Annotated in this window: 12 protein-coding genes; 6 read left to right on the top strand and 6 right to left on the bottom strand. The window is 71.0% G+C overall.

The genetic code is table 11. From position 1 onward, the window contains the following. Positions 1–73 precede the first annotated feature (73 nt). A complete protein-coding gene (locus J3A75_RS19955; protein ID WP_029357517.1) occupies positions 74–1,135 on the bottom strand; it encodes an ABC transporter ATP-binding protein in 1,062 nt (353 codons plus the stop codon). 276 nt (positions 1,136–1,411) lie between these two features. On the opposite strand from J3A75_RS19955, the gene J3A75_RS19960 reads away from it, so the two are divergent. Genes J3A75_RS19960 through J3A75_RS19970 form a run of 3 tightly spaced genes read left to right on the top strand, consistent with a single transcriptional unit; the run spans position 1,412 to position 4,302 of the window. Further along, entirely contained in the window at positions 1,412–2,605 is a 1,194-nt protein-coding gene (locus tag J3A75_RS19960) for a fumarylacetoacetate hydrolase family protein (RefSeq protein WP_070999773.1), read from the top strand. A 37-nt stretch (positions 2,606–2,642) separates the two neighbouring features. Then, positions 2,643–4,010: an FAD-binding oxidoreductase gene (locus J3A75_RS19965; RefSeq protein ID WP_245295786.1), complete on the top strand. Its 1,368-nt coding sequence runs from the start codon at positions 2,643–2,645 to the stop codon at positions 4,008–4,010. Positions 4,011–4,020: 10 nt separating this feature from the next. Further along, positions 4,021–4,302 (top strand): DUF167 family protein, encoded by a 282-nt coding sequence (locus J3A75_RS19970; RefSeq protein WP_024829646.1) that lies wholly within the window; start codon positions 4,021–4,023, stop codon positions 4,300–4,302. 173 nt (positions 4,303–4,475) lie between these two features. On the opposite strand, the gene J3A75_RS19975 is transcribed toward J3A75_RS19970, so the two are convergent. The 5 genes from J3A75_RS19975 to J3A75_RS19995 are packed head-to-tail and all read right to left on the bottom strand — an operon-like array spanning position 4,476 to position 11,043. After that, on the bottom strand, positions 4,476–5,405 hold the full coding sequence (locus tag J3A75_RS19975; RefSeq protein WP_012319850.1) for a 3-keto-5-aminohexanoate cleavage protein: 930 nt from the start codon (positions 5,403–5,405) through the stop codon (positions 4,476–4,478). A gap of 2 nt (positions 5,406–5,407) precedes the next feature. Continuing rightward, positions 5,408–6,331 (bottom strand): 3-hydroxyacyl-CoA dehydrogenase, encoded by a 924-nt coding sequence (locus J3A75_RS19980; protein ID WP_209650701.1) that lies wholly within the window; start codon positions 6,329–6,331, stop codon positions 5,408–5,410. Next, positions 6,328–8,886 carry a branched-chain amino acid ABC transporter ATP-binding protein/permease gene (locus J3A75_RS19985; protein ID WP_209650702.1) on the bottom strand — a complete coding sequence of 853 codons (2,559 nt, stop codon included), beginning with the start codon at positions 8,884–8,886 and terminating at the stop codon, positions 6,328–6,330. Before J3A75_RS19985 ends, J3A75_RS19980 begins: the two co-directional genes overlap by 4 nt. A 14-nt stretch (positions 8,887–8,900) precedes the next feature. Beyond that, a complete protein-coding gene (locus tag J3A75_RS19990) occupies positions 8,901–9,776 on the bottom strand; it encodes a branched-chain amino acid ABC transporter permease (protein ID WP_012319853.1) in 876 nt (291 codons plus the stop codon). A gap of 7 nt (positions 9,777–9,783) precedes the next feature. Further along, positions 9,784–11,043 (bottom strand): ABC transporter substrate-binding protein, encoded by a 1,260-nt coding sequence (locus J3A75_RS19995; protein ID WP_070999785.1) that lies wholly within the window; start codon positions 11,041–11,043, stop codon positions 9,784–9,786. 119 nt (positions 11,044–11,162) lie between these two features. Here J3A75_RS19995 and J3A75_RS20000 point away from each other — a divergent pair, with 119 nt between their 5' ends. The 3 genes from J3A75_RS20000 (at position 11,163) to J3A75_RS20010 (ending at position 14,608) form a co-directional block, all read left to right on the top strand. Then, positions 11,163–11,876 carry a GntR family transcriptional regulator gene (locus J3A75_RS20000; protein WP_012319855.1) on the top strand — a complete coding sequence of 238 codons (714 nt, stop codon included), beginning with the start codon at positions 11,163–11,165 and terminating at the stop codon, positions 11,874–11,876. A 2-nt stretch (positions 11,877–11,878) separates the two neighbouring features. After that, complete coding sequence (locus J3A75_RS20005; RefSeq protein WP_029357525.1) at positions 11,879–12,646, top strand: SDR family oxidoreductase; 768 nt, start codon at positions 11,879–11,881, stop codon at positions 12,644–12,646. Between the two features lie 156 nt (positions 12,647–12,802). Continuing rightward, a complete protein-coding gene (locus J3A75_RS20010; RefSeq protein WP_012319857.1) occupies positions 12,803–14,608 on the top strand; it encodes an IlvD/Edd family dehydratase in 1,806 nt (601 codons plus the stop codon). The last annotated feature ends 100 nt before the right edge of the window (positions 14,609–14,708 follow it).

Raw genomic sequence — 14,708 nt, forward strand, 5'->3', positions numbered from 1 at the left:
CGTTTCTTCTCCCTCGGTGATCCTGTTTCTGAGGGCGCCGCGCGCCCCGATCCCGCGCCGGATCCGACGCGGGTCAGCTCGGCAGGCGACGGCCGGTCTCGGCGTCGAAGAAGTGCACGCGGTTCGGCCGCAGGGAGACGGTCTCGCCCGGCCGCTCGCGCACGCGCTCCCGCAGCACGCAGGTGAGATCCTGGCCTCCGGCCCGCACCGCCAGCATGGTCTCGGAGCCGGTCGGCTCCACGACGACGACCTCCGCGGCGATCCCGTCGGGCGCGAGGTCGAAATGCTCGGGGCGGACGCCGAGGATGAGCGGCCGCCCGTCGACGCCGGCAGGCGCGTCGGCGAGCGGGATCGACAGGCCGGTCTCGGTGCTGAAGGTGAGGCGCCCGTTCGCCCGGACCCGGCCGGGCACGAAGTTCATGGCCGGCGAGCCGATGAAACCCGCGACGAACAGGTTGTCGGGCCGGTCGTAGAGTTCGAGGGGCGGCCCGATCTGCTCCACGACCCCGTCGTGCATCACGACGATCCGGTCGGCCATGGTCATGGCCTCGATCTGGTCGTGGGTGACGTAGATGGTCGTGGTCTTCAGGCGCTGGTGCAGCTCCTTGATCTCGGTGCGCATCGCCACGCGCAGCTTGGCGTCGAGGTTGGAGAGCGGCTCGTCGAACAGGAAAACCTGCGGGTCGCGCACGATCGCCCGGCCCATGGCGACGCGCTGGCGCTGGCCGCCGGAGAGCTGGCGCGGGTAGCGGTCCAGCAGGTGGGTGAGCCCGAGAATCTGCGCGGCCTTGTTGACCCGGAGGTCGATCTCGGAGGCGGGCGCCTTCCGGATCCGCATCGAGAACGCCATGTTCTCGCGAACCGTGAGATGCGGGTAGAGGGCGTAGTTCTGGAACACCATGGCGATGTCCCGCTCCTTGGGCGGCACATCGTTCACCACGCGCTCGCCGATGCGGATCTCGCCGCCGGAGATATTCTCGAGCCCGGCGATCATCCGCAGGAGCGTTGATTTCCCGCATCCGGACGGGCCGACCAGGATCACGAATTCACCGTCCCGGATATCCACGGACACGCCGTGCAGGACATTCGTCGATCCGAAAGCCTTGCGAACCTCGCGGATTCCCACCGAGGCCATGCTTCCTCCCGGTCAAGGCCACTCTATCGGCGGCTCTAAGTCGGCAGTACAAAGGAGCGGCCGGGGGAAAGCAAGCGGGCGCCCGGGCAAAGCTACAGATAATCTTGGATCTGTCAGGCGGACCCGCCCGGCGCCCGTGACGAGCGGGGCCCGGTGAAACATACGGCGGGATGACGGGCCACCCGGAATGCTATGGGATCGCGCGCCGGCCGCGGAGCCGGCACCGGGCCCGTCACGCGGCCGTCGCGCGGGCGGACATCCAGGGGACGTGAGCACATGTCGTTATCGGGCCTGACCGCGCGGGAGATCCTGCCCGCCGACGGATGCCGGGGCGCCCTCGTGGGCCGGGTGTGGCGGCCGGACGTGGCCGGTCCGAGCGTCGTGGCGATCCGCGCCGACGCGGACGGCGCGGCCCGAATCCTCGACGTCACCGCCGCCTTCCCGACGGTCAGCGACCTGTGCGAGGCCCCGGATCCCGCCGCCGCCCTGCGCGGCGCCGAGGGCGAGGACCTCGGCAGCCTCGACGCGACCCTGGCCAACACGCCGCCCGACGCGCGCGACACCAGCCGGCCGTGGCTCTTGGCGCCGGTCGACCTGCAGGCCCTGAAGGCGGCGGGCGTGACCTTCGCCACCTCGATGCTGGAGCGAGTGATCGAGGAGCGCGCCCGCGGCGATCTCGCTGCCGCGGCGGCGATCCGCGCCGAGGTCGAGCGCCTGGTCGGCCGCGACCTGCGCCGACTCAAGCCCGGCTCGCCCGAGGCCATGGCCCTCAAGGAGGTGCTGGTCGCGCAGGGCGCCTGGAGCCAGTACCTGGAAGTCGGCATCGGCCCGGACGCCGAGATCTTCACCAAGGCGCAGCCGCTCTCGGCCGTCGGCTGCGGCGCGGACGCGGGCCTGCACCCGGACTCGCACTGGAACAACCCCGAGCCCGAGGTGGCGCTGGCGGTCGCCTCCGACCAGCGGATCGTCGGCGCGACGCTGGCCAACGACGTGAACCTGCGCGACTTCGAGGGGCGGTCGGCGCTGCTCCTCGGGAAGGCCAAGGACAACAACGCCTCCTGCGCCCTGGGGCCGTTCCTGCGCCTGTTCGACGGGACCTTCGGTCTCGACCACGTCCGCCGCACCACCGTGACCCTCGAGGTCACCGGCACGGACGGCTTCCGGCTGGAGGGCACCTCGCCGCTCTCCGAGATCAGCCGCGATCCGGAGGAACTGGCGGAGGCGCTGATGGGGCGGACGCACAATTATCCCGACGGCGCCCTCCTCCTCCTCGGCACCATGTTCGCGCCGATCCAGGATCGGCACGGCCCGGGGCTCGGCTTCACCCACGCCGACGGCGACCGCGTCGTGGTGGCGAGCCCGGAGCTCGGCAGCCTCGTCAACCGCATGCGCCCGTGCGACGCCTGCGAACCCTGGACCTTCGGCGCCCGCGCGCTGATGCGGAATCTCGCCGCGCGCGGGATTCTGTGACAGAGCGGCGACCGGACCGAGCCCTGAGAGCATGCCGATGACCGACACCGCCTTCCTCGACCGCCTCGCCGCGATCGTCGGACCGTCCGGTCTCGTCACCGACGCGGAGCTGCGCGGGCGCTCGGCCAACTGGACGCGCCCGACCGAGCCGTGCGCCGCCCTGGCGCTGGTGCGCCCGCGCAGCACGGAGGAGACCAGCGCCGTCATGGCCACCTGCCGCGCGGCCGGCGTCGCCGTGGTCCCGCGCGGCGGCGCCACCGGCCTCGTCGACGGCACGCTCTGCCAGCCCGACGAGATCACCCTGTCGACCGAGCGCATGACCGGCATCGAGCCGGTGGATCCGCTCGGCATGACGGTGGTGGTCGGCACCGGCGCCACCCTCGAGAGCGTGCAGGACGCCGCGTCCGCGGCGGGCCTGTTCTTCCCCCTCGATCTCGGGGCCCGCGGCTCGGCCACGGTCGGCGGCGCGATCTCCACCAACGCCGGCGGCCTGCGGGTGCTGCGCTACGGCATGATGCGCGAGATGGTGCTCGGCCTGGAGGCGGTGCTCGCCGACGGCACGGTGGTGTCGTCGATGCGGCCGCTCATCAAGAACAACACCGGGCTCGACCTCAAGCAGCTCTTCCTCGGCACCGAGGGCACGCTGGGCATCGTCACGCGGGCGGTCATCCGCCTGCGGCCGGAGCCCGCCGGCTACGCGACGGCGCTGATCGCGTGCCCCGGAGTCGACGACGGCGCGCGGGTGCTGCGGGCGGCGCAGAGCGCCTTCCAGGGGCGTGTCTCCTCGTTCGAGGGCCTGTGGCCCGACTTCTACCGGCTGATGACCGCGCCCGGGCGCGCGACCCCGCCGCTCGGTCCGGACTACCCGTTCTACGCGATCATCGAGGTCGAGTGCGTCCCCGAGGAATCGGACCGGTTCCTGGGCCTGCTGGAAGGTCTGATGGGCGACGGCACGATCCTCGACGCCGTGGTCGCCGCCTCGGAGGAGCAGCGCCGCGGCATGTGGCGGATCCGCGACCGCGTCGAGCACCTGAACGCCGACGGGATCGACCGGGCCTTCGACGTGAGCGTGCCGCTCGCGCGGATGGACGGCTACGTCCGCGGCGCGCTCGACCGGCTCGCGGCGATCCCGGGCTGCCGGGCGGTCGTCTACGGCCATATCGGCGACAACAACCTGCACTGGAACACCACCCGCCTCGACGCCGCCGGCAACGCGGCGATCGACGCGGCGATCTACGAGCCGCTGGCGGAGCTGAACGGCTCCGTCTCGGCGGAGCACGGGATCGGGCTCGAGAAGCGGGCCAAGCTGAAGCTGTCGCGCTCGCCCGAGGAGATCGCCGTCATGCGGCTCGTGAAGCGGGCGCTCGATCCGGACAACCTGCTGAATCCGGGCAAGATCTTCTGAGGGCTCCGCCGTGGCGATCCGCCTGGCGGTGCGCCTCACGCCGCGCGGGGGGCGCGACGCCGCGGAGGGCTGGGCCCGCGACGAGAAGGGGCAGCCCTACCTGAAGGCCCGCGTCGCCGCACCGCCGGTCGAGGGCGCGGCCAACGGGGCGCTGGTCGCGCTGATCGCCAAGGCGCTGAAGGTCAGTCGCGGCTCGGTCCGCATCGTCACCGGCGATCAGAGCCGGCTGAAGATCCTGGAGATCGACGGCGTCGCGCAGGCGGATCTGGACCGCGTGTTCGGGTCTCCCTGAGGCTTCTCGACGTCTTTGCGAGGCAGCGAAGCAATCTAGAAGCGCCCAGGCCTCAGATGGCGCGCTACACTGGATTGCTTCGCTGCGCTCGCAAGGACGGAAGAGCCTGAACGTCAGCTGGTCCTGGACGATGCGTCCCACCTTCCAGGACGCATCATCCATCGACTGATCGGTCAGAACGCGACCTTGTCGCCGCCCTTCAGCGCCAGGATCTCCCGCGCCTCGTCGGGCGAGGCGACCGCGAGGCCCAGCCCCTCGATGATCGCGCGCACGCGCCGGACCTGCGCGGCGTTGGTCTCGGCGAGCTTGCCCGGACCGTCCCAGAGGCTGTCCTCCAGTCCGACGCGGACGTTGCCGCCCATCGCGGCCGCCATGGCGGCGATGTTCATCTGGTTGCGGCCCGCCCCGAGCACCGACCAGCGGTACTGGTCACCGAAGAGACGGTCGGCGGTGCGCTTCATGTGCATGACGTCGTCCGGATGCGCGCCGATGCCGCCCTGGAGGCCGAACACCGTCTGGATGAACAGCGGCGCCTGCACGAGACCGCGGTCGAAGAAGTATTTCAGATTGTAGAGATGCGCCGTGTCGTAACACTCGAACTCGAACTTCGTCCCGTTGGGGCCGCAGGTCGTCAGGATGTGCTCGATCTGGCCGAAGGTGTTGCGGAAGATGATGTCCTTGTTGCCGAGATAGTCCCGCTCCCACTGGTGCTTCAGGTCCTTGAACCGGTCGAGCATGCCGAACAGGCCGAAATTCATCGAGCCGAGGTTCAGCGAAGCGACCTCCGGCTGGAAGGTCGCGGCCGGGCGCACCCGCTCCTCGATCGACATGGTCGGCGCGCCGCCCGTGGTGATGTTCACCACGCAGTTCGAGCGCTGCTTGATCACGGGCAGGAACTTGGCGAAGGCCTCCGGTGTCTGATCGGGCTGGCCGTTCTCCGGGTTGCGGGCGTGCAGGTGCACGATGGCCGCGCCCGCCTCGGCGGCGCCGATGGCGGCGTCGGCGATCTCCTCGGGCGTCACCGGCAGGTGCGGCGACATGCTCGGCGTGTGGATCGCGCCCGTCACCGCGCAGGTGATGATGACTTTCCGCTGTGAGGCCATGCTCAGTCCTTCCGTGAAGCCTTGTGGGCGCGGAGCGCCGCCAGCCGCGAATCGCGGCGGTTCATGCGTGCGGGCAGATCGGTCGGCGACCGCCAGTTGGCCAGGATGGCCTCGGTGGCCGGTGCCTCGTAGACCGAGGGCGGCGCCGGGTCGGCGGCGAGGCTCTTGTAGAAGCCCGTGTAGCGCGCGCAGTAATCGGCGATGCCGCCCGGCGCGTTGAGCTCGATCGTCTCGAACGGACCCATGAAGCTCCAGCGCAGGCCGAGGCCGTCCGCGACGGTCTTGTCGAGATCCTGCGGGGTGACGTAGCCCTCCGAGGCGAGGCGGAACGCCTCCGCCAGCAGGGCGCCCTGGAGCCGGTTGAGGATGAAGCCCTCGATCTCCTTCAGCACGGTGATCGGCACCTGCCCGATCTGCTCGTAGACCTGCCGGGCCCGGTCCAGCGCGTCGGGGGCCGTCCACGGAGCGCCGGAGATCTCCACCAGCGGGATCAGGTGCGGCGGGTTGACCGGATGGCCGATCAGGCAGCGCGCCCGACCCGGCAGATCCTCGGTGAACAGGGAGCAGCGGATCGCCGAGGAGGACGAGGCGATGACGGCATCCCGCGGCGCCGCGGCGTCGAGGTCCGCGAAGAGGCTCCGCTTCACCTCCAGCCGCTCCGGCCCGTTCTCCTGCACGAAGGCGACGCCGTCGAGGGCGGCCGCGAGGGTGCCGGCCGCGCCGATGCGCCCCGCGGCGGCCGCAGGGTCGGCGCAGAGATCATGCGCCGCGAGCGTCCGCAGCCCCTCGGCGCAGAGCGGGATCGCGGCCTCGGCGACGCCCGCCGCGGGATCGAACAGGCGCACGTCCCAGCCGGCGCGGGCGAAGATCATCGCCCAGGCCCGGCCGATCAGGCCGGCGCCGACGATCGCGACGCTCTCGATCATAGCCACAGCACCTTCCGCCTCAGCTCTTGATCCTCGCGCAGGAGACGCGACGCGCCCGTCCACTGCACGCTGCCGCGCTCCAGGGCCACCGTCCGGTCCGACAGCGCCAGCGCGAGGTCGAGGTGGTGGTCCACCAATATGATCGCGATCTCGCGGCGCAGCCGGTCGAAGGCCTCGAACAGTTCCTCCGTCACGGCCGGCGACAGGCCCTCGAAGGGCTCGTCGAGCAAGAGGAGCCGCGTGTCGCCCGAGAGGGCCCGCGCCACCGCGACCATCTGCTGCTCGCCGCCGGACAGGCGGGCCGCGTCGACGGTCCACCGCTCCTTCAGGCGCGGGAAGAACTCGAGGACCTTCTCCTCGTCCCAGTGGATGCCGGCGCCGGTGAGCCGCCGCAGGCGGCCGAGGCCCAGATTCTCCGCGACGGTCATGCCGGCGAACAGGGCCCGCCCCTGCGGCACGTAGCCGATCCCGAGCCGGGCGATCCGGTCGGGCGACAGACCGGCGATGTCCTTGCCGCCGAGCACGATCCGGCCGGCGGCCGGCGGCGCGGTGCCGATCAGCGTCTTGAGCAGGGTCGACTTGCCGGCGCCGTTGCGTCCGAGGAGCGCCACGACCTCGCCCCGGCGGACCGCGAGATTCACTCCGTTGAGGATGTGCGACTTGCCGTAGAAGGTGTCGACGCCCTCCATGGCGAGCAGCGTCTCGGCCTCCGCGGCGCTGGCGCGCGGCTTCGCGGCGATCGCCGCCGTGCCCGAGCCGAGATAGACCGCCTGCACCCGGTCGTCGTCCCGGGCGTCCGCGACCGAGCCGTCGACCAGTACGGCGCCGTCGGCCATCACGGTCACCCGGTCGGCGAGGCGGAAGACGCGGTCGATGTCGTGCTCGACGAGCAGCACCGGAATGTCGGCCGACAGCGCCTTGATGAGATCGCCGACGCGCTCGCGCTCGGCGGCCGCGAGGCCCGCGAGCGGCTCGTCGAGGAGCAGGACGCGCGGCCGCGTGGCCAGCGCCAGACCCATGTCGAGGAGCCGCTGCCCGCCGTAGGACAGGCTGCCGGCCTCGGCCCGCTCGATGCCGGACAGGCCGGTCCAGCGCAGCAGCTCGGCGGTGTCGTCGGCGATCTCGCGGACGGCCAGCGCGTCTCGCCAGGGGCTGAAATGCGCGGCGTGCCGGGCCTGCACCGCGAGGCGGACGTTCTCCTCCACGGAGAGGCCCGGGAACAGGTTGGTGATCTGGAACGAGCGGCCGATCCCGGCCCGGGTGATGGCGTGCGGCTCCAGGCCGGCGATCTCGCTTCCGTCGAGGCGGATGCTGCCGCCGCTCGGCCGGAACATCCCCGAGAGCAGGTTGAAGGCGGTCGTCTTGCCGGCGCCGTTCGGTCCGATCAGGGCGTGGAGCGTCCGGTCTTCCACCGCGAAGGACACGCCGCGCACCGCCTTCACGGGCCCGAAACTCTTCCGGATCTCGTCGGCGACCAGAACCGGGCCGTTGCCGCGCCCCTCCGCGATGAAGCGGGCGGGGACGCGACCGGAGGCTCCGGCGCGACGGGCCGACATGGCCGCACCCTCGGACGGGACGCGCCGGAACGGCTTCATGAGGCGCGCCGCGATGCCGACCAGGCCGTCCGGCGAGAACACGATGAAGGCGACGAACAGCAGGCCGAAGTACATAAGCCAGTCGGCGGTGTAGATCGACAGGAACTCGCGGAACAGGATGTAGAACAGCGCGCCCAGCGCCGGTCCGAGGAACGAGCGCATCCCGCCGATCACCACCATGGCGAGCAGCTCGCCCGAGAAGGCGATGGAGATCGGGTCGGCCGAGGTGAAGCGGTGGCTGTAGGCGGCGAGCGCGCCCGCCAGCCCGGTGATCGTCGCCGAGATCACGAAGGCGGCGAGCTTGTAGCGGTTGGTGGCGTAGCCGAGGAAGCCCGCGCGCTGCTCGTTCTCGCGGATCGCCACCAGCACGGTGCCCATCGGCGAGCGCCGGAAGCGCCACAGGGCGACCAGCACCGCGAAGGCGATGCCGGACACCGCGGCGTAGTAGGCGCCGGGCTCCTGCAGCGCCGCCCAGCGGTGCAGGTTGCCGATGCCGTTCTCGCCGCCGGTGAGGTCGGTCCACCGGAACGCGATGGCGTAGAGCATCGCCGTGAAGGCGAGCGTCAGGAGCGAGAAGTAGACGCCGCGCCGCCGCAGGATCAGGCCGCCGGCGGCCAGGGCCGCGCATCCGGTGATCGCCAGGGCGCCGAGGAGCGGCAGCGCCATGTCGCCGGGAAAGAGCCGTGTCTGCAGGATCGCCACCGCGTAGGCGCCGATCCCGAACCACGCCCCGTGGCCGAACGAGGTGAGCCCGGTCCAGCCGACCAGGATGTTGAGTCCCAGCACCGCCAGGGCGAAGATCACCACGTCGGTGGCGGTGATCAGCGTCAGGCCGATCGCGTCGAGGGCGAAGGGCAGGACGATCAGCGCGGCGAGCGCGGCCCAGAGCTGGCGGCTCTCGCGCAGGATCAGGCCGCGCTGCGGCAGGGCGAGCGGCAGCGGCTCGGCGGTTCCGGACATGGGACGCTCTCCGCTCACTCGAACCGGGCGATGTGCTCGCCGAACAGGCCGCGCGGGCGCAGCAGCAGGACGAGCACCATGAGGGCGTAGACGGCGGCCTCGGTGGCCGGCGGGTAGGCGTAGGCGGTGAGGCCCCGGACCACGCCGACGATCAGCGCGGCGAGCACCACGCCCCAGAACGAGCCGAGACCGCCGATCACCACCACCACGAAGGCGAAGGTCAGGATCTCGGCGCCCATGGCGGGCTGCACGCCCGTGACCGGCGCCATCATGGTCCCGGCGAGCGCCGCGAGCCCCACCGCGATCGTCACCACCGCCGTCATGTAGGGCCGGAGCGAGATGCCCAGCGCCGCGACCATGTCGGGGTTCTGCACGCCGGCCCGGACCACGCGCCCGAAGCTGGTCCGCGTGAGCAGCAGCCACAGGCCGGCGACGCAGGCGAGGGCCACCACGAGGATCGAGAGCCGGTAGCGCGAGTAGATCAGGTCGCCGATGAAGACCTGCCCGCGCAGCCACGGCGGGATCCCGAACGGCACCGGCGCCGCCCCGAAGGCCATGCGCAGCGCCTGCTCGGCCACCATGGCGAGCCCGAAGGTGAGGAGGAGGCCGAGCGTCGGGTCGCCGCGGTAGAAGCGCCGCAGCAGGAACCGCTCGATCAGCAGGCCGAGCACCGCCACCGCCAGCGGCGAGGCGACGAGGGCGCCGCCGAAGCCGATGGTCGGCGTCAGCAGCACGGTCATGTAGGCGCCGATCGCGTAGAAGGCGCCGTGGGCGAGGTTCACGATCCCGCCCAGGCTGAAGATCAGCGACAGGCCCAGCGCGATCAGCAGGTACTGCACGCCGATCAGCAGGCCGTTGAGCACCTGCTCCAGGATGAAGACGAGCTGCATGGCCGCCTCACGCCGGGAAGGTGCAGGCGTTCTCGTCGCGGGTGGTGGCGAGCACTTCCAGGCTCTCGCCGGGGCCGGGCAGCGGGCCGGTCGAGGTGAAGATGTCGAAAGGGTTCTTGACCTGATCCGCCGGCAGGGCGGTGATCGCGAACATCTCCTGCATCAGCTCGTGGTCCCAGGGGCGGAAATAGCCCTCGCGGACCTTCGCGATGTCGAACTTGGCGCCCGATTCGAGGTGCTCCACGACCTTGATCGACTCGGTCGATTTCAGCTCGTTCATGGATTGCGCGACGATCTTCATCGCGGTGTAGTCGCCCCAGCCCTGGTTCTCCGGCGGCTTCTTGTACTTGGCCTTGAAGGCGGCGACGAACTTCTTGGCCGAGGGCGAGTCGATCTGGTGATGCCAGATCACCGGCCACGTACCGAGGAAGTTGCCCGGCCCGGCGCCCCAGGCGAGCGCCGTGTCGAAGCCGAATCCGGCGACCGGGAACGGCAGGCCGAACTCGCTGTACTGCTTGAGGAAGTTGGTGATCTGCGCGCCCGCGAGGTTGCAGATCACGAGGTCCGGCTTGGCCTGACGGAGCTTCAGCAGGAACGGCGAGAAGTCGGTCAGCTCGGTGGGGATCAGGTCCTCGCCCACGAGGGTGGCGTCGTTGGCCGCGAAGTACTTCTTCGCCTGCTTCAGGAGATCGTGGCCGAAGGCGTAGTCGGCCGTGAGCGCGTAGACCTTGCGGCCCTTGATCAGGCCCCGGTCGAGCAGCGCCCGCCCGCAGGCGCGCACCATCATGGTGTTCTGCGACTCGACGTGGAACATGAAGCGCTTGCAGTCGGAGCCGCGCAGCGCGTCCGAGTTGGCGCCGGTGTTGATGAACAGGATCTTCTCCCGCTGGGCGACCTGGCTGATCGCCAGCGCGGAGGCCGAGTTGATCTCGCCGACGAGGCAGGCCACGCGGTCGCGCTGGACCATGCGCTCGGCCTTGGCCGAGGCGGTCTGCGGATTGACGCTGTCCTCCGAGAGCAGCTCGACCTTCCGGCCCGCGATGCCGCCGGCGGCGTTGATCTCCTCCACCGCGAGCTGGGCCGCCTGCACGGCGAACTCCCCGAGCGGGCCGAGGAAGCCCGTGCGCGGCGTCAGATGGCCGATCCGGATCACCTCCGACTGTCCCTGAGAGAGCGCCGGGCTCGCGAAGGCCGGCGCGAGGAGCGCCGCGCCGCCGGCGCGCAGAAGGCTGCGGCGAGAAAGGGAATCCCCGTACCGGTCCGTCATCGTTCCGCTCCCGTGCGTGTCCTCCAGCCGGGTTGTTGCGGCGGGCTCTGACGGCCCTCACCCGAACTGTGATCACAGATCACTAGCGCGATAGTGCCGGATCCGTCTAGTGTCGGCACATGAATTCCACCCTGGCCCTCGCCGAACTGCCCCAGCTCGCGCGGCGGACCCTGTCCGATACCGTCTACGAGGCCCTGTCGGACCTCCTCGCCTCGGGGCGGCTGGCGCCGGGCGACCGGCTGTCCCTGCGCCAGAGCGCGGCGGCCCTCGGCGTCTCGGTCATGCCGGTGCGCGAGGCGGTGAGCCGGCTCGCCGCGGACGGCGTGTTGGAAGTGGCGCCGAATCGGGTGATCCGGGTACCGGTCATGGGGGCCCCGGCTTTCCGCGCCCTCGTCGAGACACGCATCGCGGTCGAGGGCATCGCTGTGGCGCGGGCCGCCGAGCGTCGGACGGCGGCCGAGCTCGCGGCGATCCGGCGCGCCGAGGCGGCCTTCCGGGCCGAGGCCGAGGCGCCGGAGCCCGACAGGGCGCGGGCCGTTCAGCTCAACCGCGACCTGCATTTCGCGATCTACGGCGCCTGCGGGCTCGGACCCCTGCAGGAGATCATCGCCCGCCTCTGGTTGAAGGCGGGTCCGGTGATCAACCTGGATTTGCGCGCCCATCCGGAACGCCTGCTCCAGGGCTTCGCGCTCCGGCGGCACGCCGAGGCCGTGGCGGCCATCGAGGCTCGGGACGGCGCGGCGGCCGCGGCCGCGATCGCGGCCGACATCCGGGAGGCCGCGGAGTTCATCTTGACCCGCGGCGGCCTGCGGGACGTTCAGGGAGAGGACTGACCATGGATCTGGGAATTGCCGGCCTGCGCGTCGTGGTGACGGCGGGCGCTGCCGGGATCGGCCGCGGGATCGTCGACGCGTTCGTGGAGGAAGGCGCGCGCGTCTTCGCCTGCGATATCGACGCTGAGGCCCTGGCCGCACTGCCCGACACCGTCGGGCGCAGCCGCACCGACGTCGCCGACCGCGACGCCGTCGCCGCGATGATGGACCAGGCGGTCGAGTTCCTCGGGGGCCTCGACGTGCTGGTCAACAATGCCGGGATCGCCGGCCCGACCGGCCGGGTCGAGGAGATCGCCCCCGAGGACTGGGACCGCTGCCTCACGGTCTGCCTGACCAGCCAATTCAACTGCGCGCGGCTGGCGGTGCCGCACCTCCGCCAGAGTGCCAACGCCTCGATCGTCAACCTCTCCTCGGCCGCAGGCAAGTTCGGATTCGCCCTGCGCAGTCCGTACGCGGCCGCCAAATGGGGAGTGATCGGCTTCACCAAGTCCCTGGCGATCGAGCTCGGCGGCGCGGGGATCCGGGTGAACGCGATCCTGCCGGGTCTCGTCGCCGGGGATCGCCAGCGCCGGGTGCTCGAATCGAAGGCCCAGCAGCAGGGCACGAGCTTCGCCGACATGGAGGCGCGGGCGTTCTCGTTCGTGTCGGTGAAGGAATACGTCACGGCGCGGCAGCTCGCCGACCAGATCCTGCTGCTCTGCTCGCCGCGCGGCCGGACGATCTCGGGGCAGGCCATCTCCATCGACGGTGACACGCGGATGCTGTCCTGAAATCAATCCAGCGTCGACGGTGCTGCGGCTGATTACCCGCCGGAGTATTGCAAGATCGAGCCCGCGGCGCCGCGACCGATGTCGCGACGCCCGCGGCGGCAGCGGAACACAGAAGCCGGATCGCCAGCGCCGGCCCCAGGATGCGAGGAAGCGACCATGAGCGACAAACGCCGGATCACGCCCGCCGACCTGCGCTCGAAGGCCTGGTTCGACAACCCCCACAACCCGGGCATGACCGCCCTCTACCTGGAGCGCTACCTCAATTACGGCCTGACGCCGGAGGAGCTTCGGTCGGGCAAGCCCCTGATCGGCATCGCCCAGACGGGTTCCGACCTCTCACCCTGTAACCGCCACCACATCGAGCTCGCCAAGCGGGTGCGGGAGGGGATCACGGCGGCCGGCGGCGTCGCCTTCGAGTTTCCCTGTCACCCGATCCAGGAGACGGGGAAGCGGCCGACCGCGTCGCTCGACCGCAACCTCGCCTACCTGTCCCTGGTGGAGGTTCTGTACGGCTACCCGCTCGACGGGGTCGTGCTGCTGACCGGATGCGACAAGACCATGCCGGCGTGCCTGATGGCGGCGGCGACGGTCAACATCCCGGCGATCTCGCTGAATGTCGGGCCGATGCTCAACGGCTACTTCCACAAGGAGCTGACCGGCTCGGGCACGATCGTCTGGAAGGCGCGCGAGCGGCACGCGGCGGGCGACATCGACTTCCAGCAGTTCATGGACATCGTCGGGTCGTCGGCACCCTCGACCGGCCATTGCAACACCATGGGCACCGCCTCGACGATGAACGCCCTCGCCGAGGCGCTCGGGCTCGCCCTGCCCGGCTCGGCGGCGATCCCGGCGCCGTACCGCGAGCGCGGCCAGGCCGCCTACGCCACCGGGCAGCGGATCGTCGAGATGGTCTGGGAAGACCTGAAGCCGTCCGACATCCTCACCCGCGAGGCCTTCGAGAACGCCATCGTGGCCAACGCCGCGATCGGCGGGTCGACCAACGCGCCGATCCACATCAACGCCATCGCCAAGCATATCGGCGTGCCGCTGAGCTGCGACGACTGGGAACGGGTCGGGTTCGAGATCCCGCTCCTGGTGGACATGCAGCCTGCCGGCCGCTGGCTCGGCGAGGAGTATTTCCGCGCGGGCGGCCTCCCGGCGGTCTTCGCCGAGCTGATCGAGGCCGGGAAGGTCCACGAGGGCGCCCTGACCTGCAACGGCCGGACCGTCGGCGAGAATTACCGCGGACGGCACAGCTGGAATCGCGACGTGATCCGCGCCTACGATGCGCCGCTGATGGAGCGCGCGGGCTTCCTGAACCTCAAGGGGACGCTGTTCGACTCGGCGATCATGAAGACCTGCGTGATCTCCGAGGAATTCGCAGCCCGCTACCTGCGCAATCCGAACGACCCGATGGCCTTCGAGGGCCGCGTCATGGTGTTCGACGGTCCGGAGGATTACCACACGCGGATCGACGACCCGGCGCTCGACATCGACGAGACCACCATCCTGATCATGCGCGGGGCCGGTCCGATCGGCTATCCGGGGGCCGCCGAGGTGGTGAACATGCAGCCGCCCGGCGCCCTGATCCGGCGCGGCGTCACCTCCCTGCCCTGCATCGGCGACGGCCGGCAATCCGGCACCTCCGGAACGCCCGCCATCCTGAACGCCTCACCCGAGGCGGCCGCAGGGGGCGGGCTTGCGCTGCTGCAGACCGGCGACCGCATCCGCATCGACCTCAACCGACGGAGCGCCGACATCCTGCTGCCGGCGGAGGAACTCGCCCGCCGGCGCGCGGATCTGGCGGCGCGCGGCGGCTATCCCTACCCGGCGACTCAGACGCCCTGGCAGGAGATCTACCGCGATCAGGTCGAACAGCTCGACCAGGGTATGGTGATGAAGGGGGCGGTGAAGTTCCAGAAGGTCGCGCAGGCCTCCGGGGTCCCGCGGGACAACCACTGAGGCCGTTTCCGAATCGCGATCGGTTCGGCGGACGCGGCGCCGGACGTGCCGGGTCGCCGCGGAATTGAAAAACGCCGCGCGCCGGGCGACGATCGCGGCG

The sequence above is a fragment of the Methylobacterium sp. PvP105 genome, from assembly GCF_017876975.1.
Lineage (GTDB): Bacteria > Pseudomonadota > Alphaproteobacteria > Rhizobiales > Beijerinckiaceae > Methylobacterium > Methylobacterium radiotolerans.

Bases quoted from the DNA above. Each gene is read 5' to 3' on its own strand.
- J3A75_RS19955 (WP_029357517.1), bottom strand. From the start codon at position 1,135: ATGGCCTCGGTGGGAATCCGCGAGGTTCGCAAGGCTTTCGGATCGACG.
- J3A75_RS19960 (WP_070999773.1), top strand. From the start codon at position 1,412: ATGTCGTTATCGGGCCTGACCGCGCGGGAGATCCTGCCCGCCGACGGA.
- J3A75_RS19965 (WP_245295786.1), top strand. From the start codon at position 2,643: ATGACCGACACCGCCTTCCTCGACCGCCTCGCCGCGATCGTCGGACCG.
- J3A75_RS19975 (WP_012319850.1), bottom strand. From the start codon at position 5,405: ATGGCCTCACAGCGGAAAGTCATCATCACCTGCGCGGTGACGGGCGCG.
- J3A75_RS19980 (WP_209650701.1), bottom strand. From the start codon at position 6,331: ATGATCGAGAGCGTCGCGATCGTCGGCGCCGGCCTGATCGGCCGGGCC.
- J3A75_RS19985 (WP_209650702.1), bottom strand. From the start codon at position 8,886: ATGTCCGGAACCGCCGAGCCGCTGCCGCTCGCCCTGCCGCAGCGCGGC.
- J3A75_RS19990 (WP_012319853.1), bottom strand. From the start codon at position 9,776: ATGCAGCTCGTCTTCATCCTGGAGCAGGTGCTCAACGGCCTGCTGATC.
- J3A75_RS19995 (WP_070999785.1), bottom strand. From the start codon at position 11,043: ATGACGGACCGGTACGGGGATTCCCTTTCTCGCCGCAGCCTTCTGCGC.
- J3A75_RS20000 (WP_012319855.1), top strand. From the start codon at position 11,163: ATGAATTCCACCCTGGCCCTCGCCGAACTGCCCCAGCTCGCGCGGCGG.
- J3A75_RS20005 (WP_029357525.1), top strand. From the start codon at position 11,879: ATGGATCTGGGAATTGCCGGCCTGCGCGTCGTGGTGACGGCGGGCGCT.
- J3A75_RS20010 (WP_012319857.1), top strand. From the start codon at position 12,803: ATGAGCGACAAACGCCGGATCACGCCCGCCGACCTGCGCTCGAAGGCC.